The organism is Ruegeria sp. BA2 (genome assembly GCF_056539605.1).
This window is the reverse complement of record NZ_JBQFVE010000043.1, coordinates 1-795: the sequence shown is the minus strand read 5'-3', so window position 1 is coordinate 795 and position 795 is coordinate 1. Positions and strand designations below refer to the sequence as shown.

Sequence of the window (795 nt, the reverse complement as noted above, 5' to 3'; positions counted from 1 at the left end):
TAATGGGCCGTTCGGCATGTCATGGTCACCGGGGCAGGGGCTTATACTGCCACCGCTCCAATGTCAGAACTGAGCCCAATGCGGGCTTTGCCAACCTTTCAAATCAGCATCATCCTCGACCTTTTCAGTTCGAGTTTCAATCCTTATCGGGCAAGTCAACCTCGCCTTCCCAGTCAGAAATACGGTGCGGTAGCGCCAGGAATTTTGACGCCACACGTGTTTTAGTTGTTCCACCTCCGGTCATCCCCGAATATTTGCCGGTAGAGGAAACGATCCGCCAGTTGTTGACGCCGAAGGAAACAACCTCCCATTTCATGGTGAACGTGTCCTCTTCTTCACCATAAACACAGACGCCACCGCCGCTGACACCGCTGGGTCCACCGAAACCCGAGCCTACGCACCGGACAAAACCAGGATCGATTGGTCCCTCGTCAACGGTATAAGTCCCATAGTTGTCCTCATTCCAGAACACGTCCTCGCCTGCGGAAATTTGCTCTTGGTTGACGACATAGAAGTTCGTTGCCGACACTTTCTCTTCGGCAGTAAGGCTATGAGGCGCAATGAAAACTGCGGGGATTAGTAATGAGCGCAACATGATGTTTCCTTCGACAGTGGGACAAAGCCAGCATGATAGAGCCTACGAAATTTATTGCTAGGAAAGGAACGCATAGCCGGTCCTGCAAAGTCAGCTTTGTCCGCTAACGGTGAGTTCAATCTACTTTAGTTTTGGAGGTCACGGCGAATGTCCGCTAAGCGGTCTGCGACCGCAGCATCGCGACCACGTGTCAAAGGTCG

1 protein-coding gene is annotated in these 795 nt (G+C 52.5%); it reads right to left on the bottom strand.

Features of this window, described 5'->3' with window-relative positions; genetic code table 11:
* Nucleotides 1–136: 136 nt before the first annotated feature.
* Complete coding sequence (locus ACR0NN_RS25280; protein ID WP_170727522.1) at nt 137–595, bottom strand: hypothetical protein; 459 nt, start codon at nt 593–595, stop codon at nt 137–139.
* Between the last annotated feature and the right edge of the window lie 200 nt (nt 596–795).

Excerpts from the sequence above, each read along its gene's own strand:
- ACR0NN_RS25280 (WP_170727522.1), bottom strand. The coding sequence starts at position 595 with ATGTTGCGCTCATTACTAATCCCCGCAGTTTTCATTGCGCCTCATAGC.